The sequence below is a fragment of the Micromonospora sp. NPDC049102 genome (genome assembly GCF_043197485.1).
Taxonomy (GTDB): Bacteria; Actinomycetota; Actinomycetes; order Mycobacteriales; family Micromonosporaceae; genus Micromonospora.
The window spans coordinates 22,965-44,223 of the sequence record NZ_JBICTE010000011.1 but is presented as its reverse complement, the minus strand read 5'-3'; the positions used below and the strand labels follow the sequence as shown (position 1 = coordinate 44,223).

The 21,259-nt window shown below is 72.7% G+C and carries 23 protein-coding genes; 18 read left to right on the top strand and 5 right to left on the bottom strand.

Annotated features, from left to right (window positions below; all coding sequences use genetic code 11):
- Window positions 1-130: 130 nt before the first annotated feature.
- From ribD to ribH, 5 genes are all read left to right on the top strand, one after another.
- Window positions 131-1,192, top strand: coding sequence for a bifunctional diaminohydroxyphosphoribosylaminopyrimidine deaminase/5-amino-6-(5-phosphoribosylamino)uracil reductase RibD (gene ribD, locus ACGFH9_RS13850; protein WP_393218446.1), 1,062 nt, complete (start codon window positions 131-133; stop codon window positions 1,190-1,192).
- A gap of 1 nt (window position 1,193) precedes the next feature.
- The gene (locus tag ACGFH9_RS13845) at window positions 1,194-1,835 is read left to right on the top strand and encodes a riboflavin synthase (RefSeq protein ID WP_393218443.1); all 642 of its coding nucleotides are present in this window, start codon (window positions 1,194-1,196) and stop codon (window positions 1,833-1,835) included.
- On the top strand, window positions 1,835-2,524 hold the full coding sequence (pnuC, locus tag ACGFH9_RS13840; protein ID WP_393218441.1) for a nicotinamide riboside transporter PnuC: 690 nt from the start codon (window positions 1,835-1,837) through the stop codon (window positions 2,522-2,524). Before ACGFH9_RS13845 ends, pnuC begins: the two co-directional genes overlap by 1 nt.
- 151 nt (window positions 2,525-2,675) lie before the next feature.
- The gene (locus ACGFH9_RS13835; RefSeq protein ID WP_393218438.1) at window positions 2,676-3,941 is read left to right on the top strand and encodes a bifunctional 3,4-dihydroxy-2-butanone-4-phosphate synthase/GTP cyclohydrolase II; all 1,266 of its coding nucleotides are present in this window, start codon (window positions 2,676-2,678) and stop codon (window positions 3,939-3,941) included.
- A 2-nt stretch (window positions 3,942-3,943) separates the two neighbouring features.
- Window positions 3,944-4,444: a 6,7-dimethyl-8-ribityllumazine synthase gene (ribH, locus tag ACGFH9_RS13830; protein ID WP_151487814.1), complete on the top strand. Its 501-nt coding sequence runs from the start codon at window positions 3,944-3,946 to the stop codon at window positions 4,442-4,444.
- A 94-nt stretch (window positions 4,445-4,538) separates the two neighbouring features.
- On the opposite strand, the gene ACGFH9_RS13825 is transcribed toward ribH, so the two are convergent.
- Genes ACGFH9_RS13825 through ACGFH9_RS13815 form a run of 3 tightly spaced genes read right to left on the bottom strand, consistent with a single transcriptional unit; the run spans window position 4,539 to window position 6,987 of the window.
- On the bottom strand, window positions 4,539-5,282 hold the full coding sequence (locus ACGFH9_RS13825) for an amino acid ABC transporter ATP-binding protein (RefSeq protein ID WP_393218435.1): 744 nt from the start codon (window positions 5,280-5,282) through the stop codon (window positions 4,539-4,541).
- A gap of 2 nt (window positions 5,283-5,284) precedes the next feature.
- Window positions 5,285-6,130, bottom strand: coding sequence for an amino acid ABC transporter permease (locus ACGFH9_RS13820; protein WP_393218432.1), 846 nt, complete (start codon window positions 6,128-6,130; stop codon window positions 5,285-5,287).
- The gene (locus ACGFH9_RS13815; protein WP_393218429.1) at window positions 6,127-6,987 is read right to left on the bottom strand and encodes an ABC transporter substrate-binding protein; all 861 of its coding nucleotides are present in this window, start codon (window positions 6,985-6,987) and stop codon (window positions 6,127-6,129) included. Before ACGFH9_RS13815 ends, ACGFH9_RS13820 begins: the two co-directional genes overlap by 4 nt.
- A 132-nt stretch (window positions 6,988-7,119) precedes the next feature.
- Here ACGFH9_RS13815 and ACGFH9_RS13810 point away from each other — a divergent pair, with 132 nt between their 5' ends.
- The 10 genes from ACGFH9_RS13810 (at window position 7,120) to ACGFH9_RS13765 (ending at window position 15,902) form a co-directional block, all read left to right on the top strand.
- Entirely contained in the window at window positions 7,120-7,383 is a 264-nt protein-coding gene (locus tag ACGFH9_RS13810; RefSeq protein WP_030335709.1) for a phosphoribosyl-ATP diphosphatase, read from the top strand.
- A gap of 45 nt (window positions 7,384-7,428) precedes the next feature.
- Window positions 7,429-8,274, top strand: coding sequence for an ATP phosphoribosyltransferase (hisG, locus tag ACGFH9_RS13805; protein ID WP_355243233.1), 846 nt, complete (start codon window positions 7,429-7,431; stop codon window positions 8,272-8,274).
- Window positions 8,275-8,340: 66 nt separating this feature from the next.
- Window positions 8,341-8,814 (top strand): PH domain-containing protein, encoded by a 474-nt coding sequence (locus ACGFH9_RS13800; RefSeq protein WP_393218425.1) that lies wholly within the window; start codon window positions 8,341-8,343, stop codon window positions 8,812-8,814.
- Window positions 8,815-9,313: 499 nt separating this feature from the next.
- Window positions 9,314-10,000 (top strand): translation initiation factor IF-3, encoded by a 687-nt coding sequence (infC, locus tag ACGFH9_RS13795; protein WP_393218422.1) that lies wholly within the window; start codon window positions 9,314-9,316, stop codon window positions 9,998-10,000.
- 19 nt (window positions 10,001-10,019) lie between these two features.
- On the top strand, window positions 10,020-10,214 hold the full coding sequence (rpmI, locus tag ACGFH9_RS13790; RefSeq protein ID WP_110566082.1) for a 50S ribosomal protein L35: 195 nt from the start codon (window positions 10,020-10,022) through the stop codon (window positions 10,212-10,214).
- A gap of 31 nt (window positions 10,215-10,245) precedes the next feature.
- Window positions 10,246-10,638 (top strand): 50S ribosomal protein L20, encoded by a 393-nt coding sequence (gene rplT / locus ACGFH9_RS13785; RefSeq protein WP_007458417.1) that lies wholly within the window; start codon window positions 10,246-10,248, stop codon window positions 10,636-10,638.
- Between the two features lie 83 nt (window positions 10,639-10,721).
- Complete coding sequence (locus tag ACGFH9_RS13780; protein WP_393218418.1) at window positions 10,722-11,519, top strand: TrmH family RNA methyltransferase; 798 nt, start codon at window positions 10,722-10,724, stop codon at window positions 11,517-11,519.
- A 219-nt stretch (window positions 11,520-11,738) separates the two neighbouring features.
- A complete protein-coding gene (gene pheS, locus ACGFH9_RS13775; RefSeq protein WP_393218416.1) occupies window positions 11,739-12,806 on the top strand; it encodes a phenylalanine--tRNA ligase subunit alpha in 1,068 nt (355 codons plus the stop codon).
- A gap of 40 nt (window positions 12,807-12,846) precedes the next feature.
- A complete protein-coding gene (gene pheT, locus ACGFH9_RS13770; RefSeq protein WP_393218414.1) occupies window positions 12,847-15,429 on the top strand; it encodes a phenylalanine--tRNA ligase subunit beta in 2,583 nt (860 codons plus the stop codon).
- Window positions 15,430-15,431: 2 nt separating this feature from the next.
- Window positions 15,432-15,902 (top strand): S26 family signal peptidase, encoded by a 471-nt coding sequence (locus ACGFH9_RS13765; RefSeq protein ID WP_393218411.1) that lies wholly within the window; start codon window positions 15,432-15,434, stop codon window positions 15,900-15,902.
- Between the two features lie 64 nt (window positions 15,903-15,966).
- On the opposite strand, the gene ACGFH9_RS13760 is transcribed toward ACGFH9_RS13765, so the two are convergent.
- A complete protein-coding gene (locus ACGFH9_RS13760; protein WP_393218408.1) occupies window positions 15,967-16,182 on the bottom strand; it encodes a hypothetical protein in 216 nt (71 codons plus the stop codon).
- A 155-nt stretch (window positions 16,183-16,337) separates the two neighbouring features.
- On the opposite strand from ACGFH9_RS13760, the gene ACGFH9_RS13755 reads away from it, so the two are divergent.
- The 3 genes from ACGFH9_RS13755 to ACGFH9_RS13745 are packed head-to-tail and all read left to right on the top strand — an operon-like array spanning window position 16,338 to window position 19,314.
- Window positions 16,338-16,898, top strand: coding sequence for a MauE/DoxX family redox-associated membrane protein (locus ACGFH9_RS13755; protein ID WP_393218406.1), 561 nt, complete (start codon window positions 16,338-16,340; stop codon window positions 16,896-16,898).
- Between the two features lie 35 nt (window positions 16,899-16,933).
- Window positions 16,934-17,473, top strand: a complete 540-nt coding sequence (locus ACGFH9_RS13750; RefSeq protein WP_393218404.1) for a TlpA family protein disulfide reductase — start codon at window positions 16,934-16,936, stop codon at window positions 17,471-17,473.
- On the top strand, window positions 17,470-19,314 hold the full coding sequence (locus tag ACGFH9_RS13745) for an ABC transporter ATP-binding protein (protein ID WP_393218401.1): 1,845 nt from the start codon (window positions 17,470-17,472) through the stop codon (window positions 19,312-19,314). Before ACGFH9_RS13750 ends, ACGFH9_RS13745 begins: the two co-directional genes overlap by 4 nt.
- Here ACGFH9_RS13745 and ACGFH9_RS13740 read toward each other — a convergent pair.
- Window positions 19,284-21,140, bottom strand: coding sequence for a BTAD domain-containing putative transcriptional regulator (locus ACGFH9_RS13740; protein WP_393218400.1), 1,857 nt, complete (start codon window positions 21,138-21,140; stop codon window positions 19,284-19,286). The genes ACGFH9_RS13745 and ACGFH9_RS13740 overlap by 31 nt on opposite strands.
- Window positions 21,141-21,259: the final 119 nt, after the last annotated feature.

Below are 21,259 nucleotides of genomic sequence, written 5' to 3'. Positions count from 1 at the left end.
CTTCAGCGTGCCTGCCGCCCTTCCCGGGGCGGCTGTGCCGTACCCGGAATCCGCCGCCGCCTGCCCGCGGTCCATGCCGCCTCCCCGACCCGCCCGCGCGCACCGGCGAGTGAGAGGGCAGGGCAGGGCGATGGCCAGCGTCTCCGTCGACGAGGCGATGCGACGTGCGATCGAGCTGGCGGCACGCGGGCTGGGTACCACCAGCCCGAACCCGGTTGTCGGGTGCGTGCTGCTCGACGAGGACGGCCAGGTCGTGGGCGAGGGCTTCCACGCCTACGCCGGCGGGCCGCACGCCGAGATCGTCGCCCTGGCGCAGGCCGGGCGGCGCGCGAAGGGCAGCACCGCGGTCGTCACTCTGGAACCCTGCGACCACACCGGCCGCACCGGCCCCTGTAGCACCGCGCTGGTCCAGGCCGGGGTGGCCCGCGTGGTCATCGCCGTGCCGGATCCGAACCCGGTGGCCTCCGGCGGCGCCGCCACCTTGCGCTCCGCCGGGGTCCAGGTGGACCTGGGGGTACGCGGTGACGAGGCCGAGGCCGGAAACGTGGCCTGGTTGACCTCGATGCGCCGGGGCTGGCCGTACGTCATCTGGAAGTACGCCGCCACCCTCGACGGCCGGTCCGCCGCAGCGGACGGCACCAGCATGTGGATCACCTCGGAGGCGGCCCGGATCGACGTGCACGCCCTGCGCGGCACTGTCGACGCGGTCATCGCCGGGGTGGGCACCGTGCTCGCCGACGACCCCCGCCTGACCGCCCGGAATCTGCGCGACGGCAGCCTCGCCATCCGGCAGCCGCTGCGGGTGGTGGTGGACAGCTCGGGACGTACCCCGGTCGACGCCCGGGTCCGCGACGGCGCCGCGCGGACGTGGATCGCGACCGCCGCCGAGGTCGGCGCGGGTCCGGACGGCCGGGTCGACCTGCCGGCGCTGCTCGCGGCGCTGCACCAGCGCGGCGTCCGCGCGGTGCTGCTGGAGGGTGGGCCACGGCTGGCCGGCGCGTTCCTCGCCGCCGGGCTGGTGGACAAGATCGTCGGGTACGTCGCGCCGCGGCTGCTCGGCGCCGGCCCCACCGCCCTCATCGACGCGGGAGTGACGACCATCGCCGAGGCCATCGATCTGGAGTTCGTCGACGTTACGCAGGTCGGTCCGGATCTCCGGATCACCGCTTTGCCCCGTAAGAGGGAGGCCTGACATGTTCACCGGCATTGTCGAGGAATTGGGCGAGATCGTGCGCGTCACGGCCACGGCGGGCGATTCGGCGCTTCTCGCCGTGCGCGGGCCGTTGGTCACGTCCGACGCCCGCCACGGTGATTCCATCGCCGTCAACGGTGTCTGCCTGACCGTCGTGGACGCGACGGACGGCGTCTTCACCGCCGACGTCATGGGCGAGACCCTGCGCCGCTCCGCGCTGGGCGCGCTGCGCCCCGGCGACCCGGTCAACCTGGAGCGGGCCGCGGCGCTGGGCAGCCGCCTCGGAGGGCACCTCGTGCAGGGCCACGTCGACGGCGTCGGCGAACTGATCTCCCGGGAGCCGGCCGAGCAGTGGGAGACCGTGCGGTTCCGGCTCCCCGCCGGCCTGTCCCGCTACGTCGTGGAAAAGGGCTCGATCACCATCGACGGCGTCTCGTTGACCGTCGCCGAGGTGGGCACGGACGAGTTCGCCGTCGGCTTGATCCCGACCACCCTGAAGCTGACCACCCTCGGTGCGAAGCACGTCGGCGACCCGGTCAACCTCGAGGTCGACGTGCTGGCCAAGTACGTCGAGCGGCTGCTCGGCGCCCGGCTCGCCGACGAGGCGTCCGGGGCGGCCCCGAGCAACGGTGAGGTGGTCTGATGGGCCCCCTCGGCTGGCTGCTCGACGCCCAGGTGCAGGTGTTCGGCTCGCCGGTGCTGGTCCGGGAGATCGTCGGCAACGCGTTCGGGCTGGTCTCCGCGCTGCTCGGGCTGCGCCGGCTGGTCTGGGCGTGGCCGGTCGGCATGATCGGCAACGCGCTGCTGTTCACCGTCTTCCTCGGCGGGGTGTTCGCCACCCCGCAGGCCCACGACCTGTACGGGCAGGCCGGCCGGCAGGTGTTCTTCTTCGCCGTCAGCGTCTACGGCTGGTGGCGGTGGCGACGCAACAGCCGCGTCGACGCCGACCACGCCGCGGTGCTGCCACGCTGGGCCACCGGCCGGGAGCGGCTGATCCTGCTGCTGGCCGCCGTGGTCGGCACCGCCGCCGCGTACCCGGTGCTCAAGGCGCTGGGCTCCTGGGGTCCGCTGCCGGACGCCTGGATCCTCACCGGCAGCCTGCTCGCCACCTACGGCATGGCCCGCGGCTGGGTCGAGTTCTGGCTGGTGTGGATCGCGGTGGACGCCGTCGGCGTGCCGCTGCTGCTGCGCGGCGGGTTCTACCCGTCGGCGGCCATGTACCTGGTCTACGGCGCGTTCTGCGCCTGGGGCTTCGCCGCCTGGTGGCGCACGTCGCGCGCCACCCGGCCGGCCACCGCACTCCCACCCACCTACACGGAGGCCGTCGCATGAGCGAGCCCAGCGAGCGAATCATCAGGTCAAGCGCCATGGTGCCTCATGACGCCACTGCTCACGGTCCGACCCCCGGCCGAGGCCGCGTGGCCCTCCCGGGCCAGACCGACCCGGCCGGGGCTCGGACCGTTCGGCGAAGCGGAGTGGCGGCATGAGCAGCTTCGCCGACATCGAGCAGGCGGTCGCCCAGATCGCGGCCGGACGGCCCGTCGTCGTGGTCGACGACGCGGACCGGGAGAACGAGGGCGACCTGATCTTCGCGGCCGAGCTGGCCACGCCGGAACTGATGGCGTTCATGGTGCGCTACACCTCGGGGTACGTCTGCGTGCCGTTGACCGAGAGCGAGGCCGACCGGCTCGACCTGCCGCCGATGCACCACACCAACCAGGACCGGCGCGGCACCGCGTACACGGTGACCGTGGACGCCCGGGAGGGGATCAGCACCGGCATCTCGGCGGCCGACCGGGCGCAGACGATCCGGCTGCTCGCCGCCGCCGCCACCGACCCGACCGACCTGGCGCGCCCCGGTCACGTCGTGCCGCTGCGCGCCCGCGAGGGTGGGGTGCTGCGCCGGCCCGGGCACACCGAGGCGGCGATCGACCTGACCCGGCTCGCCGGCCTGCGCCCGGCAGGCGTGCTCTGCGAGCTGGTCAACGACGACGGCACCATGATGCGGTTGCCGGATCTGGAGAAGTTCTCCGCCGAACACGGCCTCGTGCTGATCACCATCGCCGACCTGATCGCCTACCGGCGGCGTACCGAGAAGCAGGTCGAGCGGGTGGCCGAGGCGCGGATGCCCACCCGGCACGGGGTGTTCCGGGCGCTCGGCTACCGCGCCGAGCACGACCCGGCCGAGCACGTCGCCATGGTCATCGGTGACCTCGGCGACGGCCAGGACGTGCTGGTCCGGGTGCACTCCGAGTGCCTGACCGGGGACGTGTTCGGCTCGCTGCGCTGCGACTGCGGACCACAGTTGGACGCCGCGCTGGCCCGGGTCGCCCGCGAGGGCCGGGGCGTGGTCCTGTACGTGCGCGGCCACGAGGGGCGCGGCATCGGGCTGCTGCACAAGCTCCAGGCGTACCAGTTGCAGGACCAGGGCCGGGACACCGTCGACGCCAACCTGGACCTGGGTCTGCCGGCCGACGCGCGCGACTACGGCACCGGTGCGCAGATCCTCTACGACCTGGGCGTGCGCTCGATGCGGCTGTTGACCAACAACCCGGCCAAGCGGGCCGGGCTGGAGGGCTACGGGCTGACCATCACCGGCCGTGAGGGTCTGCCGGCCGGCGCGCACCCGGAGAACCTGCGCTACCTGCGCACCAAGCGGGACCGGATGGGTCACCTGCTGGACGAGTTGGACGAGATGTCCGAGGCGCCGCTGGGGCGTCCGGTCGCCAACGACGAGATCGGAGCATGACGATGGCGGGTTTCGGTGAGCCGGGAGTCGACGCGGTGGACGCCGCGGGGCTGACCGTCGGCGTGGTGGCCGCGCGCTGGCACGGCGACCTGACCGACCACATGCTGGAGCGCGCGGTCGCGGCCGCCGAGGCGTGCGGCGCGCGATCCGTGGTCGCCCGCGTCGCCGGCTCGGTCGAGCTGCCCGTCGTCGCCCAGGCTCTCGCGCGCCGCTGCGACGTGGTGGTCGCGCTCGGCGTGGTCGTGCGCGGCGCGACCGCCCACTTCGACTACGTGTGCCGTTCGGTCACCGACGGGCTGACCCGGGTGGCATTGGACGAGGGCAAGCCGGTCGCGCACGGTGTACTCACCGTGGAGACCATCGAGCAGGCCCGGGACCGGGCGGGGCTGCCCGGCTCGGCGGAGGACAAGGGCTGGGCGGCGACCGTCGCAGCGCTCGACGCCGCGCTGGCCGTGCGTACGGTCGCCGCCGGCAACGCCCAGCGGGTCGGTTTCGGCGGCTGACCGCCCCTCGGTCGGCCGTCCGCTCTCCGGCGGTGGCCGGGTCTTCGGCGGTGGCCGGGCTTGGGCGGTGGCCGGGCCTTCGGTGGCCGGCTCGTCAGAGTCGGCCGGCCTCGATGATCCGGCGCAGGAACTGGCGGGTCCGGGGCTGCGTCGGCTCGCCGAGCACCTGCTCCGGCGGGCCGCTCTCGACGACGTGCCCGGCGTCGAGGAAACATACCTCGTCGGCGACCTCGCGCGCGAAGCCCATCTCGTGGGTGGCCAGCACCATGGTCATGCCGTCGGCCTTCAGATCCCGGATCATCGTCAGCACCTCGCCGACGAGTTCCGGGTCCAACGCCGAGGTGACCTCGTCGAGCAGCATCAGCCGGGGCGAGTTGGCCAGCGCCCGGACGATCGCCACCCGCTGCTGCTGCCCACCGGAGAGCCCGTCCGGATAGGCGTGCGCCTTCGCGCCCAGACCCACCCGGTCGAGCAGGTCGCGGGCCTGGGCCTCGGCTTCGGCACGGGAACGTCGGTGCACGCGCCGGGGCGCGAGGGTGATGTTGTCCAGCACGCTCAGGTGCGGAAACAGGTTGTACGCCTGGAACACCATGCCGATCCGTCGACGTACCCGGTCGGCGTCGACACGCGGGTCGGAGATGTCCTCCCCATCCAGCTCGATGGTGCCGTCGTCCACCTCGTCGAGGAGGTTCACGCACCGCAGGAGAGTCGACTTGCCCGACCCGGACGCCCCGATCAGGGCCACCACCCGGTGCTCGGCTACCGTCAGGTCGAGCCCGTCCAGCACGACGTGGCCCCCGTACTCCTTGCGCAAGCCACGACAGCGCAGCAGCGTCACGGTCAGCCTCCCGACTGCCGACGGGCCGAGCGCAGCGTCACCCAGTCGGTGACCGCGATCAGCGGGATCGCGAGCAACACGAACAGCACGCCCGCCACGACGTACGGGGTGTAGTTGAACGACTGGGCGGTCGCGATCTGGGCGGCGCGTACCGCGTCGATCGGACCGGCGAGCGAGACCAGCCCGACGTCCTTCTGTAGGGCCACCACGTCGTTGAGCAGCGGTGGCGCCACCCGGCGGACGGCCTGCGGCAGCACCACGTGCCGCATCGTCTGCCGGTAGGTCAGACCCAGCGAACGAGCTGCGGCGAGTTGGCTGGGGTGCACCGACTCGATGCCGGCCCGGAACACCTCGGCCAGGTAGCCGCCGTAGGTGAGCACCAGCGCGATTCCGCCCAGCACCAGCACCGACGGCATGCCCCGCAGCCGCAACCCGGGCACGCCGAGGGTGAGCAGGTAGAGCACGATGATCAACGGCAGGCCGCGGAACGTGTACGTGTAGCCGGCGGCCAGCGCCCGTACCGGAAAGAAGATCGGGCCGCGCAGCGTCCGCAGCACGGCGATCACCAGCCCGAGCAGCAGCGCGCCGGCCGCGCAGCAGACCAGCAGCCGTACGTTGAGCCAGAGTCCGTCCAGTACGGCCGGCAACGCGTCGGCGGCGATCCTCGGGTCCAGGAACGATCGCCGTACCCGGCCCCAGCCCGGCGCGCCGGTCACCGCGACCACCAGCAACGTGCCGAGCGCCGCCGTGGAGGAGGCCGCGATCAGCACGCTGTAGATGGTCTGTCGACGCCGGTACGCCGACCGCCGCACCTGCGCCGCGGAGGGGGTGTGGTCCCGCGGCGTCACGTCAGCTCGGCCGCCCCCGCCACCTGCGCGAGCCACTTCTGTTCCAACTCCCTCAGCGTGCCGGCCTCGCTGAGCTGACCGACCGCGCCGCTCACACAGCGGGTCAGCGGTGAGTTCTTGTCCAGCAGCAGCCCGAACACCTCCGGCACGCCCACCTGCGGCACCTGCCCGACGATCACCGCGTCGGTGATCTCCACGCCGGTGATGTAGAAGGCCGTCGGCAGGTCCACCACGAGCCCGTCGATCTGCCCGTTCTGCAGGGCCTTCTTGGCGTCGTCGTTGCTGTTGTAGACCTGCGGCTTCGCCGTCGGCTTGATCACCTCGGTGATCGCCTGGTAGCTGGTCGTGCCCACCTGGGCGCCGAGCTTGGCGCCGCGCAGGTCGGCCAGGGAGGTCTTGCCGGCGATCTTCGACGACTTGAGCGCGATGACGGTCTGCCGTACCAGGTAGTACGGCGCGGAGAAGTCCACCGCCTGCTTGCGTTCCTCCGTGACGGAGAACTGGTTGATGTCGAAGTCGAAGGTCTTCGGACCGGGCGCGATCGCGGTGTCGAACTTGACCCGGGTCCAGGTGACGTCGCCCCGGGCGTAGCCCAGCTTCTCGGCCACCGCGTACGCGACGGCGGCCTCGAAGCCCTCCCCGTTGTCCGGCTTGTCCTGCCGGAACCACGGCTCGTAGGCCGGCTGGTCGGTGGCGATGGTGAGCTTGCCCGGCGTGCGGGTGGGCAGGCTGTCCTTGGCGCAGGACGGAGCGGCGGTGACGGTGGGGGTCGGTTCGTCCTGCGGCGCGCATCCGGCGATGGCGGCGACGACGGTGCCGGCGAGGGTGAGCGCGATGAGACGCGAGCGGCTGGCCATGGCGGACAGCGTAAAGCTCAACGCGCATCGATCGAAGATCTTCCCACCGCGATGGTAGGGAATTGTCCGCCTGCTGGGTTGGTCGGACCCGGACTCGGGGTGCCGGCCCTGCGGCTGGAAGAATCGTTCCCCGTGAAGACGTTCGAGGAGTTGTTCGCCGAGCTGCAGGCCAAGGCCGCCGCCGGCACCCCGGGCTCGGGCACCGTCGCCGCGCTGGACAAGGGCGTGCACTTCATCGGCAAGAAGGTCGTCGAAGAGGCGGCCGAGTCGTGGATGGCCGCCGAGCACGAGGGGCCCGAGCGCACCGCCGAGGAGATCTCCCAACTGCTCTACCAGGTCCAGGTGCTGATGCTCGCCAGCGGTCTCGAGTTGAAGGACGTCTACCGACATCTGTGAGTGCGCCCCGTCGTTGATCAGAATCGATCGAAGGAGCACTCCGTCATGTTGCGTGTCGCCATCCCCAACAAGGGCACCCTCGCCGAGCCGGCCGCCCAGATGCTGCGCGAGGCGGGCTACCGCCAGCGCACCGACCCCAAGGACCTCGTCTGCCGCGACGAGGGCAACGACGTCGAATTCTTCTACCTGCGTCCCAAGGACATCGCCACCTACGTCGGCTCCGGTGACCTCGACCTCGGCATCACCGGCCGCGATCTGCTGATCGACTCGGCCGCACCCGCCGAGGAGGTCGTCGACCTCGCCTTCGGCCGGGCCACCTTCCGCTTCGCCGCCCGCCCCGACGACATCGCCTCCGTGCAGGAGCTCGGGGGGCACCGGATCGCCACCGCGTACCCGGGGCTCGTCGAGCGGCACCTCGACGAGGCGGGCGTCAAGGCCGAGGTCATCCGCCTCGACGGCGCGGTGGAGAACGCCGTACGCCTCGGTGTCGCCGACGTGATCGCGGACGTGGTGGAGACCGGCGCGACGCTGCGTCAGGCGGGCCTCGTGGTGTTCGGCGAGCCGCTGCTGCTCTCGTCGGCGGTGCTGGTCCGCCGTGCCGGCGCGCCCGCCCACGCCCAGGCCGAGCAGCTGATGCGCCGCCTGCACGGCGTGCTGGTGGCCCGCCGCTACGTGATGCTCGCCTACGACGTGCCGGCCGGTCTGCTGGACCGGGCCAGTGGGCTGACCCCCGGCATCGAGTCACCCACCGTCTCGCCGCTGCACCGCGAGGGCTGGGTGGCCGTGCAGGCCATGGTGCTCAGCGACGACGTGCACCGGATCATGGACGAGCTGTACGACCTCGGGGCCCGCGCCATCCTGGTGACCAACATCCACGCCTGCCGCCTCTGACGGGTATCACCGCGGCCTCGGCGGGTGGTACGTCGGTGGAGCGGACGTGAGTGGCAGACTGATGGGGTGAGTGACACCGAACTGGTCCGCCTCAAGCCTCGCCGCATCCGGGTGGTGTGCTGGTCGGCGGCGATCGTGTTGGTGGTGGTGTTCGCCCTGGTGGCCACCTCGCTGACCGGGTCGACCGGCGACGGGTACGGCAGCTTCCAGCGCGGTGACCAGATCGCCATGATCGGCCTCGGCGTCTTCGGCGCGCTGGGTTTCCTGTTGTTCACCCGCCCCCGCGTGGAAGCGGACGGGCGGGGCATCCGGGTGCGTAACGTCATCAGCTCCTACGAGTTGCCCTGGGAGGTCGTCCGGGGCGTTCGCTTCGATCGTGGCGCGCCGTGGGCCAGTCTCGAGCTGTACGACGACGACCTGCTGCCGCTGGTCGCGCTCCAGGCGGCCGACAAGGAGTTGGCCGTCGACGGGGTGCGCGCCCTGCGCCGGCTGCACGAGGCCCACCTGGCCCGCCTCGCCGAACGCGCCGTCGGCACCTGAGCCGTCCCTCGCGCCCACGCCGCGCCGATTTCTCGCTCGGAGGCAGCAACTTCCCGGAATTTGCTGCCTCCGGCCGTCGGGAAGCAGCAACTTCCGGGAATCTGTGCAGATCTTGGGGTGCCAACGCAGGGTCACGAGCCCAGCGTGGCCCGAGCATCGTCGGCTGGGCGATGCCGGGTGGGTGTCCGGTTTGGGAGTGGGCGGGGCGACGGTGTAGTGTTGTCGAGTCGACCAGGCTGTCTCCGCGTGCGAGCAGGCAGCCTCGAAAGCGGAGCGCCTGCTCCCACCCGAGTCGCCGCTACGGTGGCCGGGTCCGGTCACCGGTTCCGGGCATGTCTCGGTCCCGGATGCGCGATCCTGTGATCGTGCCGACCGGTCGAGCGGGCCCTGGCATATGCCGGGGCCTTCTGTTTTCCGGGTCGGTTCCCATCCGGGAGCCGCAGGGGTCGGCACCTGAGCAGAAACGACTCGAGGAGGCCCCATCAGCGTCGAACCACGCGTGAACGAGCAGATCCGGGCACGTGAGGTCCGACTGGTCGGTCCCGAGGGTGAGCAGGTGGGCATCGTCCCGCTGGAGCGCGCCCTTCAGCTGGCCGCGGACGTCGATCTGGACCTGGTCGAGGTTGCGCCGATGGCGCGCCCGCCGGTGTGCAAGCTCATGGACTTCGGCAAGTTCAAGTACGAGAGCGCACTCAAGGCGCGCGAAGCGCGGCGTAACCAGCAGCAGACCGTCATCAAGGAAATGAAGCTTCGGCCGAAGATCGACCCGCACGACTACGAGACCAAGAAGGGTCACGTGGTGCGGTTCCTCAAGGCGGGCGACAAGGTCAAGGTGACGATCATGTTCCGCGGTCGCGAGCAGAGTCGCCCGGAGTTGGGTTACCGGCTCCTGCGTCGGCTCGAATCCGAGATCACGGACCTGGGATACGTCGAGGCCGCTCCGAAGCAGGACGGCCGAAACATGATCATGGTTCTCGCTCCGCTTCGGGCCGTCAAGGCCTCCGCGGTCGCCGCCACGGCGTCCCGCGGTGCACCTCGGGACCGGGCAGCGGACGAGTCGGCCGTTTCGGCAGCCGATGAGTCCGCGGCGGTCGGCGAGACCGCAACGGCCGGCGAGACCGCAACGGCCGGCGAGACCGCAACGGCCGGTGACACCGGCACCGCCGCCGAAACCAGCGGCAAGTAACAGGGAGAAGACGTTCCACATGCCGAAGATGAAGAGCCACACGGGTATGGGCAAGCGGGTCAAGGTGACCGGCCGTGGCAAGATCGTGGCCGAGCAGGCTGGCAAGCGCCACCTGCTGGAGGGTAAGTCCTCCACCCGTACGCGCCGGTTGACCGGCACGGTCGAGGTGGCCAAGGCTGACGTCAAGCGCATCAAGAAGCTGCTCGGCCGCTGACGCGCGCCACCTTACCTAACTAGGAGTTGAGATGGCACGCGTCAAGCGGGCTGTAAACGCCCAGAAGAAGCGTCGTACCCTGCTGGAGACCGCGAGTGGTTACCGCGGTCAGCGCTCCCGGCTGTACCGCAAGGCCAAGGAGCAGGTGCTGCACTCGATGCAGTACGCCTACCGGGACCGTCGCGACCGCAAGGGCGACTTCCGGCAGCTGTGGATCCAGCGGATCAACGCGGGCGCCCGGGCCAACGGGATGACCTACAACCGTCTGATCCAGGGCCTGCGTCTGGCCGGCATCGAGGTCGACCGCAAGATCCTGGCCGACATGGCCGTCAACGACGCCGCCTCGTTCGCGGCGATCGTCGAGCTGGCCCGGGCCGCGGTCACGGCCGAGGGCACCGGTGGCGCGGCGGCTCAGGCCGCCTGATCCCCACGCACCAGAGCGAGGCGTCTCCCGCGTCGGCACCGCCGTCCGGGGGGCGCCTCGATCGTGCCGAAGGAGCGCACATCATGGCCTTCACCCCGCGTACCCCCAGGGTTGTCGCCGCCCGCCGTCTGCAACGCCGCCGGGACCGCGATGCCAGCGGCCGTTTCCTGGCCGAGGGCCCGCAGGCGGTCCGCGAGGCCCTGGCGCGGCCGGGTGTGGTCACCGAACTCTTCGGTACGCCCGCAGCGCTGGACCGGCATCCGGAGTTGGCCGCCACGGCGGCCCGGGCCGACGTGCCGGTCTCCGAGGTGACCGATGACGCGGTCGCCGCGTTGGCCGAGACCGTCGCCCCGCAGGGGCTGGTCGCTGTCTGCCGGCACCTCGACGTGTCGTTGGAGCAGGCCCTCTCGGGTGCTCCCCGGCTGGTGGCGGTGCTCGCCGAGATCCGCGACCCGGGTAACGCCGGCACCGTGCTGCGCACCGCCGACGCCGCCGGCGCGGGTGCGGTGGTCTTCGCCGGGGACGCCGTCGACCCGTACAACGGCAAGTGTGTCCGCGCCTCGGCCGGCAGCCTGTTCCACGTCGACGTGGTCCGCGCGCCCGACCCGCTCGCGGTGGTCGACGCGCTCCGGGCCGCCGGCCTGTCGATCTTCGCCACCACCGGGTACGGCGACAGCGACCTGGACGACCTGACCGATTACGGTCGGCTCGTCGGGCCCACCGCCTGGCTGTTCGGTTCCGAGGCGCACGGGCTGCCCGAGGCGTTGACCGCCGCCGCCGACGCCCGGGTGCGGGTGCCGCTGTACGGGCGCGCGGAGAGCCTCAACCTGGCTGCCGCAGCGGCCGTCTGCCTGTACGCTTCAGCGAGAGCGCAGCGCTGAGGGTGTCCACACCCGGCGCGACTGACAGCAGGGGAGATTGTCCGTCCATGAACGCGCCACGGCGTTCGTTTAGCCAGCCCGCCGGTGTCGGCGGGCGGCGGGCCTGACCTGCTTCCTGCGCAACTCCTACCGGCGGGCTGCGGCACAGCCGCGCGTCCGTAGACTCGCTTCGCCGCCCCGATGAGGGCTGGCGCCGCCGTGAGGGAGTGCCCGTACGCCATGAGCTACCGCAACGATCCGTACGACCCGAAGCAGGTCGCCCTGCTCGACCCCGCCGCCCTGGCCGAGGCCGTCGCGGACGCCACGAAGGCGTTCGAGTCCGCTGCCGATCCGGACGCGTTGACCGCGCTGCGATCCGTGCACCTCGGTGACCGGTCCCCGGTCTCCCTCGCACGCCGGGAGATCGGCGCGTTGCCGCCGGCCGCGAAGTCCGACGCCGGCAAGCGGGTCAACGAGGCCCGCCGGGCGGTCGAGTCCGCGTACGCCGAGCGCGCCGAGGTGGTGGAGCGCGAGCAGGCCGAGCGGGTGCTGGTCGAGGAGCGGGTGGACGTCACCCTGCCGTACGACAGGCGTCCCCGGGGTGCCCGGCATCCGCTGAGCACCCTGATGGAGTCGATAAGCGACCTGTTCGTCGGGATGGGCTACGAGGTGGCCGAGGGGCCCGAGGTCGACCTGGAGTGGGTCAACTTCGACGCGTTGAACATTCCCGCCGACCACCCGGCGCGGGGTCTGATGGACACGTTCCACATCGCGCCGGAGGGCTCCGGCCTTGTCCTACGAACGCACACCTCGACGGTGCAGACCCGCACGATGCTCAGCCGCAAGCCGCCGATCTACGTGATCGTCCCCGGCCGGGTCTACCGCACCGACGAGATCGACGCCACGCACAGCCCGGTGTTCCACCAGGCCGAGGGGCTCGTCGTCGACAAGGGCATCACGATGGCGCACCTGCGGGGCACCCTCGACCACTTCGCGCGGGCGATGTTCGGCCCGGAGGCGAAGACCCGGTGGCGTCCGCACTACTTTCCGTTCACCGAGCCGTCGGCGGAGTTCGACGTGTGGTTCCCGGAGCACCGCGACGGCCCGCAGTGGGTCGAGTGGGGTGGCTGCGGGATGGTCAACCCGCGGGTGCTGCGCGCCTGCGGCGTCGATCCGGAGGTCTACTCCGGCTTCGCCTTCGGGATGGGTATCGACCGGACCCTGATGGTCCGGCACGGGGTCAGCGACATCCGCCATCTCTTCGAGGGCGACGTGCGGTTCAGCCGCGCGCTCGGGACCGGGGCGTAGGCGATGCGGGTACGAGACACGGGAACGGTGGTCTGACGTCATGCGAGTTTCTGTCAGTTGGCTGCGGGAGTACGTCGATCTCCCCGCCGACCTGCCCACCGGTGACCTGGAGCAGGCACTCGTCGACCTCGGCATCGAGGTCGAGTCCGTGGTGGACCTGCGCGAGAGCGTCACCGGTCAGCTCGTCGTCGGCGAGGTACGCGAGATCGAGGAGCTGACCGGCTTCAAGAAGCCGATCCGGTTCTGCCGGGTGGACGTGGGTGCCGCCAACGGCACCGGCGAGCCACAGGAGATCGTCTGCGGGGCGCGTAACTTCGCCGTCGGTGACCGGGTGGTGGTGATCCTGCCCGGTGGTGTGCTGCCCGGTGGCTTCGCGATCGGCGCCCGCAAGACGTACGGGCACAACTCGGCCGGCATGATCTGCTCGGCGAAGGAGCTGGGCCTGGGCGACGACCACTCGGGCATCATCGTGCTGCCGCCGGACGGGGCCGCCAAGCCGGGTGACGACGCGCGGCCCGTCGTGGGCCTCGACGACGTCGTGTTCGAGCTGGAGATCACCCCCGACCGGGGGTACGCGCTGAGCCTGCGCGGCCTGGCCCGGGAGTTGTCGCACGCGTTCGACGTGCCGCTGCGTGACCCCGCCCTGGTGCCTGCTCCGAGTGGCACCGAGGCCCCGGCGTACCCGGTCCAGGTCCGCGACACGGTCGGCTGCGACCGGTTCACCGCCCGCCTGGTCCGCGGCGTCGACCCGGCCGCGCCCACGCCGTCGTGGATGGCCCAGCGGCTCGTCACCGCCGGCATCCGTAGCATCTCGCTGCCGGTCGACATCACCAACTACGTGATGTTGGAGCTGGGTCAGCCGATGCACGCCTTCGACGCCGACCGGATCGTCGGGCCGTTGGTGGTCCGGCGTGCCGAGGCGGGGGAGAAGCTGACCACCCTGGACGGGGTCAACCGCGTCCTCACCGCCGACGACATGGTCATCTGCGACGCTGGGTTGGACAACCCCCTCGCGGGCGAGGGCGCCGGCGTCCCCATCTCGCTCGCGGCGGTGATGGGTGGCGAGACCAGCGAGGTCGTCACCGGCGTCACCACCACCGTGCTCTTCGAGGCGGCCCACTGGGACCCGGCGATGGTCGGGCGCACGGCCCGCCGGCACAAGCTGTTCAGCGAGGCCGCGAAGCGCTGGGAGCGGGGTGTGGACCCGGCCGTGGCGTTGGTCGCGCTGGAGCGTGCCGTTCGGTTGCTCACCGAGCACGGTGGCGGAACCCCGAGCGCGGAGATCCTGGACATCGACAACGTCCGGCCGCGTACCCCCATCACCCTGCCGGCGGACCTGCCGACCCGGCGGGTCGGCGTCGAGTACCCGCCGGCACGGGTCGTCGCTCTGTTGGAGCAGGTGGGTTGCACGGTCGCGCAGGGCGCGGACCGGTTGTCCGAGGACCCGGGCGCGGTCGGCGCGGCCAGCGGCGCCGGGACGGTGCTCAGCGTCACCCCGCCGAGCTGGCGGCCCGACCTGACCGACCCGGCCGACCTGGTCGAGGAGGTCGTCCGCCTCGACGGGTACGACAGGGTGCCGTCGGTGCTGCCGACCGCGCCGCCCGGGAGTGGCCTGACCCCGCGCCAGCGTCGCCGACGGGCCGTGGCGGTGTCGCTGGCGGAGCGCGGATACGTGGAGGTGCTCGCGCACCCGTTCGTGTCGCCGGAGCTGGCCGACCAGCTCGGCCTGCCCGCCGACGACACGCGCCGGACCGCGGTGCGCCTCGCCAACCCACTGTCCGAGGAGGAGCCGCTGCTGCGCACCACGCTGCTCGGCCCGCTGCTGGGCATCCTCAAGCGCAACCTCGGGCGGGGTCATCGCGACCTGGCCCTCTACGAGATCGGGGCGGTCTTCCACCCGCGCCCCGACGCCGGCAGCCCGCCGGCGATGGGCGTGGACCGGCGACCCACCGACGAGGAGTTCGCCGCCGCCGACGCGGTGGTGCCGGCGCAGCCGGTGCACGTCGCGGCGGTGCTGGCCGGTGATCTCGACCCCGCCGGCTGGTGGGGCGCCGGCCGGCCGGCCGGCTGGGCGGACGCCATCGAGGCGGCCCGCGACGTGCTGGCCGCCGCCGGTGTCCCCGACGAGCGGGTCGAGGTCCGCGCCGCCGAGTACGCGCCGTGGCACCCGGGCCGCTGCGCCGAGCTGCGGGTCGACGACACAGTGGTCGGCTACGCCGGTGAGCTGCACCCGGCGGCGGTGGCGGCGTTGGAGTTGCCCCGCCGCACCTGCGCGATGGAGCTGAACCTCGACGTGTTGCCGCCGGTGCCGGTGACGCCCGCACCGACGGTGTCCGGGTTCCCGCCGGCGCTCATCGACGTGGCGTTGGTGGTGGACGACGCGGTCCCGGCCGAGCAGGTGCGCCGGGCGCTGGAGGCGGGTGCCGGCGAGCTGCTGGAGGACGTGCGGCTGTTCGACGTGTACTCCGGCGCGCAGCTCGGCGAGGGGCGTCGGTCGCTGGCGTACAAGCTGACGTTCCGCGCGCCGGACCGGACGCTCACCGTCGAGGAGGCGCTCGCCGCCCGGGACGCGGCGGTCGCGGTCGCGGCGGAGCGCTTCGGCGCGACCCTGCGCGGCGCCTGACCATGCCGGTGCTGGGATGGCTCGCGGTGGCCGCCGTGCTCGCGGTGGCCACCGCCGGCCTGCTCTGGGCCCGCCGGCACCTGCTGCTGGTCGCGGTCGTGGGCCGGAGCATGGAGCCGACCCTGCGCTCCGGCGACCGGGTGCTGGCCCGACGGCTGCCGCTGGCCCGGGTCCGTCCCGGCGACGTGGTCGTGGTGGTGGCCCCGGCGGCGATGACCGCCGGCCACCCCGCCCGCCCCGACGCGGCCGGCCCCGGCCTGCTGATCAAGCGGGCGTACGCGGTCCCCGGCGACCCGGTGCCGGTGGACCGGGTGCCGCTGCTGGGTGGGGGCGGTGAACAGGTCGTACCGGCGGGTCGGCTGGTGGTGCTCGGCGACAACCCGTCGCACAGCTACGACTCCCGCGAGTGCGGTTACATTCCCGAGCCGGACGTGCTCGGTGTGCTGGTCCGGCAGCGACCGCGCGCGGACTGACCGGCCGCGCCGCCACGCGGACGGCGTGCCGCCCGACCGAAGCCGGACGGCACCCCGTGACCGCTCAGCAGAGGGCGGTCATCGTGCTCGCACCTGCGCTGCAGGCACCGCCGCAGCCGCCGCAGTACACCTTGCAGGCACCGTTGTAGCTGCACCGCTTCAGGTAACACGTGGCGCAGACGGCGCACCACGGGTCCGGCGGACAGCCGGCCGCGGCCGTCACCTTCGGTACGAACGCGCCGAGCATCCGCTCGCCCAGGGTCTCCAGTCGACGGAACATCCGTTCACCTCCTCTCGATACTGATCGGTGTCCGGACGCTACGGCGGCCCGCTACACCGTCCGTACAGCCGGACAACCCATCGCTGGCCGTAGATGTATTTGCGATGTATCCCCCGCTCCTAGCCTGGGCCTCCCGGCAAGGAGGTGGCGTAGCGATGCGAGCCCTGGAGTTGACCGCGCGGCTGTTGCTGGCCCTGGTATTCGTCGTCGCGGTGATCGGCAAGCTGCGCAGCCGGACGGTTTTCGCGGAGTTCGTCGGGTCGGTCCGCCAGTTCGGCGTGCCGGCCCGCTGGGCACCGTCGACCGCCCACGTCGCGGTCGCCGTAGAGGCGGCCGTCGTGATCCTGCTCGCCGTTCCTCGTACCGTGCCCGCCGGGCTGCTGCTCGCCGCCGGGCTGCTCGGCGTGCTCACCGCCGCGATCGTCGGCGCGCTGCGACGGGGGGCCCGGCCGGCGTGCCGCTGCTTCGGCGCCGGCGATGCCCCGGTCGGCGGTCGGCATGTCGCCCGCAACCTCGCTCTCGCCACTGTGGCGTTGCTCGGCCTGCTGGGCTGGGCCACCGGCACCGGCACCGGGCCGCCGCCGTCGGCGCCGACAGTGCTGTTCGCCGTCGGCGTCGCGGTCCCCCTCGCCGCCGTGGTGATCCGTCTCGACGACCTGGTCGCGCTGTTCACACCCAGTCCGTCCCGGGCGCCCCGCCCGGCCCGCCGGTCCTGATCCCGGTCCGTACCCCCGCACCCGAAGGAGTTCTCATGGCGCTGCTGACCGTGGCCGTCGTCCTCGTCGCCGCTCTCGGCCTGCTCAACCTCATCCTGATGCTCGGCGTGATCCGACGGCTTCGTGAGCACACCGAGCTGCTCAGCGAGCAGCAGAGCGCGCCGCCCGCGGTGATGTTGGAGGTGGGCTCGATCCCGGGTGACTTCGTCTCGACCACCGTGGATGGTCGAGTGCTCGATCGGTCTGACATCCCGCCGATGACCATGGTCGCGTTCCTCTCGCCGAGCTGCGAGCACTGCGAGGAGCAACTGCCGCTGCTGATGGACCGCGCGCGGAGCATGCCCGGCGGTGCCGAGCACGTCTGGATCGTGGTGGTCGGCAAGGGCCCGGACACCCAGCCGTACGCCGAGCGGTTCGCCGGCCTGGCGACCGTCTTCGTCGAGCCCGGGAACGGGGCGCTGCCGCTCGCGTTCGGGGTCAAGGGGTACCCGGCGTTCGGCCTGCTCGACGAACGCGGAATCGTCGGGGCGACGGCGTTCGGCATCGCCCGGTTGGACCTTCCGGTGGCGCGGTGAGCGGCCTGCGGCTGACTCCTCGACGGGCCGCCCGGTACGCCCGGGCGGCCCTCGGCCTGACCTGGCGTGCGGCGCCGGGGGGCACCGCGGCGGACCTGGTCCTCGCGGTGCTGGCCGGGCTCACGCCGGTGCTCGTCGCCGCGCTGACCAAGCTGCTGCTGGACCGTCTCACGAGCGCCGGCTCGGTCGAGGTGGGGTTGGCCGCGCTCGCTGCCGGCCTTGCTGTCGCCGCCGCGCTCAATGCGGTCCTGCCGCATCTGCGCACCTACGTGGCGGCCGAACGGTCAAGGGCGGTGTCCCGCCTGGTGCGCCGCCGCTTGCACGACGCGGTGCAGCGACTGGTGGGGCTGGTCCGACTCGAGGACCCGGAGTTCCAGGACCGGTTGCAGGCCGCCCAACAGACCGGGCATCTCGGCCCGACCCAACTGACCGCCAACACGCTCGGCGCGGTGCAGAGCATCCTGGCGATGGGCGGCTTCGTCGGCATCCTGCTGATGCTCAACCCCCTGATCGGGGCGCTGGTGCTCCTGGCCGCGCTGCCCACCCTGTGGATGCAGTTGCGGCTGAACCGGGCCCGCGCGGCGATGGTGCTCCGCCTGGAGCACTTCCAACGACGGGACATGTTCTTCGCCCAGTTGCTCGTGGGTGTGCCAGCGGCGAAGGAGGTGCGGCTGTTCGGCCTGGGCCGCTTCTTCGGTGACCGGATGCTCGACGAGCTGCGTGGCATGCACCGGGTCGAGCAGCGACTCGACCGTCGGGAGGTACGCGCCCAGGCGGTGCTCGGCCTGCTCGGCGCGGCGGTGGCCGGCATCGGCGTGGTCTACACCGTGTCGGTGGCCCGCGCCGGTGGGCTGACCCCGGGCGACGTGGTCATCTACCTGGCAGCCGTGCCCGGTGTGCAGGGCGCGTTGGGCAGCCTGGTCAGTCAGCTCGGCGCGATTCACCAGGCACTGCTCCTCTTCGACCACTACGACCAGGTAGCGCACGTCGAGCGGGACCTGCCCGTGTCGACCGCCCCACTGCCGATGCCGCCGCTGACCGAGGGCATCGAGCTGCGCGACGTGTGGTTCCGCTACTCGCCGGAGCACCCGTGGGTGCTGCGCGGCGTGAACCTGCACCTGCCGGCCGGCGGCACGACCGCGTTGGTCGGCCTCAACGGCGCCGGCAAGAGCACCCTGGTCAAGCTCCTCTGCCGCTTCTACGACCCGGAGCGCGGCAGCATCCGGTGGGACGGGGTCGACCTGCGCGACCTCGACCCGGCGGCGCTGCGTGAGCGGTTGGGCGCGGTGTTCCAGGACTTCATGCCGTACGACCTGAGCGCCGCGGAGAACATCGCGCTCGGCGACCTGAGCGCGCGCGACGACCCGGAGCGACTGCGTACCGCTGCCCGGCACGCCGGCATCGACGACGCGCTGGCCGCGCTGCCCCGTGGCTACGACACCCTGCTGACCCGGATCTTCTTCGACGGCCCCGACCGGGACGACCCGCAGGCCGGGGTGGTGCTCTCCGGCGGCCAGTGGCAGCGGGTCGCGCTGGCCCGGGGTTTCCTGCGCGCCGACCGGGACCTGCTGATCCTCGACGAGCCCAGCTCGGGCCTGGACGCGGAGGCCGAACACGACCTCAACCAGCGGCTGCGCGAGTTGCGACGGGGTCGGACCAGCCTGCTCATCTCGCACCGGCTCAACGCGGTGCGGGACGCGGACACCATCGTGGTGCTCGCCGACGGGCAGGTCGTCGAGTGCGGGGACCACGCCCGGCTGATGGCCGCCGACGGCGGTTACGCCCGACTGTTCACCCTCCAGGCTCGGGGCTACCGCCAGGACGCGCCGGCCCCGGCCTGACCGTTGCGGTCCCCACCCGCCTCGTCGGCGGCGAGTTCGGCGGCGTAGAGCCGGACGAGGTCACCGATGTGGAAGCGTCCCGGGCCGGCCGGTTCGGCGAGCTGCGCGGCGACCAGACAGTCCAGCGCCCGCGCCGCGTCCTCGGGCGGCGCTCCGCTCAGCGCGGCGGTCAGCTCCGCGGTGACCGGCCCCGGGTGGGCCCGGCCGAGCCGCCGGAAGATCGGAGCCGCCGCGCCGAGCCGCCGGTAGCTCGCGCCGAGCCGTGGGCCCAGCCCGGTCTCGGCGAGCCGGTACCGCTCGTCGCGCAGCACCCGTGCCAACCGGCTCAACGACCAGTGCGGCCCCTCGGTGAGCCGACCGGACGCGGTACGCAGCGCGAGCGGTAGCCGCTCGCAGAGGCTGACCACCGCCGAGGCTGCCTCCGGCTCGTCGTCCACCGGGCGGTCGCCGGCGGTGGCGCGCAACAGCGCCAACGCGTCGGCGGCCGGCAGCGGCTCCAGCCGCAGCGTCGGCGCGTCGCTCGTGATCGGCGTGCGGCTGGTCACCAGCAGGGCGCATCCCCCGCGCACCGGGAGCAGGCCGTCGACCTGGGCGGCGTCGGTGGCGTTGTCGAGCACGAGCAGCACCCGGCGGTCGAACAGCAGGGACCGGACGCGGGCCCGGGCCTCCGCGATGCCCGACGGCGCCGGCTCGTCGGTGCCCGGGTGCAGGGCCCGCAGTACGCGTGCGGCGACCTGTAAGGGCGGCGGCGGGGTGCCCGCCACCGACCCACCGAGGTCGAGGTGGAGCTGGCCGTCGGGGAAAGCGTCCAGCGCCTCGGCGGCGGCGCGCAGGGCCAGGGCAGACTTGCCGGTGCCGGCCATGCCGAAGAGCGCGACGGTGACCGGCTGCCGCCGGCCATCGACCAGGGCCTCGCCTAGACGGGCCAGCTCGGCGCGACGGCCGACGAACGGGGCCGTGGGACAGGGCAGCTCGTGCGGTACGCGTGGCCCGTGCGGCTCGACCGCACGGTCACGGCTGTCCGCACGGTCACGGGTGTGCGAGGCGGCGCGGCGCCGCGCCGGGACCGCTGGCCGAGGCGCGTGCCGGCGAACCTCGCGGTACAGCTCGGTCAGTTCCGGCCCGGGCGCGACGCCCAGCTCCCCGTCCAGAGCCCGGCACGCCGCCTGGTAGGTCCGCACCGCGCCGGTCTGATCGCCGGCGCGGTGCAGGGCGGTCATCAGCAGCGCCCACGCCGGCTCACGCAGCGGGTGCTCGGTGACGTGGTCGTGCAGCAGGGCCAGCAACGCCGGCGTCCCCGGGTCACCCAGGTCCAGCCGGCAGGCCGCGTACGTCTCCCGGGCGGCGGCCCGCCGCTCGCGCAGCCGGTCGAAGGCGTCCGCGGTGGTCGGCCCGTACGCCGGGGACGGGTCGGTCGACGACCACAGCCCCAGCGCACGGCCCAGCAGGGTCGCGGCCAGCTCGGGCTCTCCATCGATCCGGGCGGCGTGTCCCTCGGTGGCGAGCCGTTCGAACTCGGCGGCGTCCAGCTCACCCGGCTCGACGCGCAGCAGGTAACCGCCGTGCTCGGCGTGCAGCCGAGCGGGACGACCGGGGGAGTCGAGCAGGTGGCGTAGCTGGCTGGCGTGGCTGCGCAGGTTCGCCACCGCCGAGGCCGGCGGACACCTGCCCCACAGCTCTTCGCGAAGTCGTTCGACGGGCACGGGCGCGCCGGCGTGCAGCAGCAGGGTGACCAGCAGAGCGGCGGGTCGACCGGCCGGCACCCGTTGGGGCTGGCCGTCGCGTTGGACGCGGACCGGACCGAGGATCTCGAACGACAGCCCCACCGCGCCTCCGTCAGGTGCCCCCACGCGGACCGGACAGCCGGCCCACCACCGTCGGAACGATGCTAGTCGATTGAGTGGCCACTCAGTCGACTCGTTTTCGACAACCGCTCACGACATGG